General features: G+C 59.2%; 1 protein-coding gene. It reads left to right on the top strand.

All coding sequences use genetic code 11. The features are described 5' to 3' along the window. Nucleotides 1-264: 264 nt before the first annotated feature. A complete protein-coding gene (locus tag AC0L2F_RS35620) occupies nucleotides 265-1,632 on the top strand; it encodes an IS110 family RNA-guided transposase (protein ID WP_063993775.1) in 1,368 nt (455 codons plus the stop codon). The last annotated feature ends 18 nt before the right edge of the window (nucleotides 1,633-1,650 follow it).

The raw sequence follows: 1,650 nt of genomic DNA, 5'->3' as shown, positions 1-1,650 counted from the left end.
GCTGCGCATGGAGCGCGACATTTTAAAAAACTGTCCAGCGGGATGGCGCGCCTGTGCGGGGTAGAAACAGCCTTGTGCTATCCCTTGGCTCGGAGGGTAGCGGCCGTCAGCTTATTGGAGGCACTGTCCCCGTTAAAAAACGTGGTCCATGGGCGCATGCGGACTTGAGAGTGGTGACGCCGTTTCGGCGGCGATCCCGATTAGGAAGATGACAAATTGGCATAGCCCAGACCCTCCAGCCCATCATCGGACGGAGGATTTGCGATGCCTAAGAGGACAACTGGTGGCGGCCCGGACTTAAAGCCGGTCAACCTTGGCGCGGCCGCCATCGACATCGGGTCAAAGATGCACATGGCGGCGGTGAACCCGGCCTGCACCGATACGCCAGTGCGTGCATTCGGCACATTCACGCAAGACCTGCATGAGCTGGCGGACTGGTTCAAGGCGTGCGGCGTGACCAGTGTCGCGATGGAATCCACTGGGGTCTATTGGATCCCGGTCTACGAGATCCTAGAACAGCGCGGGTTCGCGGTCATTCTGGTCAACGCGCGGTACGCCAAGAATGTACCTGGGCGCAAAACCGATGTCAGCGATGCCGCTTGGTTACGCCAGCTCCACTCCTATGGCCTGTTACGGGGCAGCTTTCGACCCGATGCCGAGATCGCAACCTTGCGAGCCTATCTGCGCCAGCGCGAGCGGCTCGTGGAATATGCTGCCGCCCATATCCAACATATGCAGAAGGCCCTGATGGAGATGAACCTGCAGCTCCATCATGTTGTCTCGGATATCACCGGCGCGACCGGCATGCGGATTATCCGAGCCATTGTCGCAGGCGAACGCAATCCCGACGTCCTAGCAACCTATCGGGACGTGCGCTGCCATTCATCGATCGAGACGATCCGCGCAGCACTCGTAGGCAATGACCGCCACGAACATGTCTTCGCGTTGACTCAATCGCTGGAGCTCTACGACGCTTATCAGGCAAAGATGCTCGACTGTGATCGCAAGCTCGAAGTCCTGATCAGTGCATTGAACACCAAAGGAGCAGGACCAGTCGGAAAGCTAGCCAAGCCACGCGTCAAGACCAAGCAGGTCAACACACCCACCTTCGATGTCAGGACCGCGCTGTATGGCGTGCTTGGCGTCGATTTGACTGAGATCCATGGGTTGGGTCCGTCGCTCGCATTGAAGCTCATCGGCGAGTGCGGCACGGATTTAAGGGCATGGCCGAGCGCCAAACACTTCACTTCCTGGCTCTGCCTCGCACCCGGCAACAAGATCTCCGGCGGCAAGGTGCTGTCCTCGCGCACACGGAGATCCTCAAGTCGCGCAGCTGCGCTGTTGCGGTTGGCAGCAACAACCGTGGGGCGGAGCGAGACAGCGCTTGGAGCATTCTATCGTCGGCTGTCCTCACGCGCGGGTAAATCGAAGGCCGTGACGGCGACCGCTCGCAAGATTGCGGTTTTATTCTACAACACACTCCGGCACGGCATCAGTTACAGGGATCCTGGTGCAGACCAATATGAGCAGCAATATCGTAGCCGTGTCCTCGCCAACCTACAGCGCCGGGCGAAATCGCTAGGCTTCGTGTTGCAGGCCATCCCGGGCGACGCCAATCCGGCTGTTTCTTAGGAAGTCGATCGCGATCTT

The organism is Bradyrhizobium sp. Ken64 (assembly GCF_055807555.1).
The sequence above is the reverse complement of the archived record's forward strand: the minus strand, read 5'-3'. Positions and strand labels throughout refer to the sequence as shown.

What these genes read in the sequence shown, in the direction of transcription:
- AC0L2F_RS35620 (WP_063993775.1), top strand. Translation starts at nt 265, where the DNA reads ATGCCTAAGAGGACAACTGGTGGCGGCCCGGACTTAAAGCCGGTCAAC.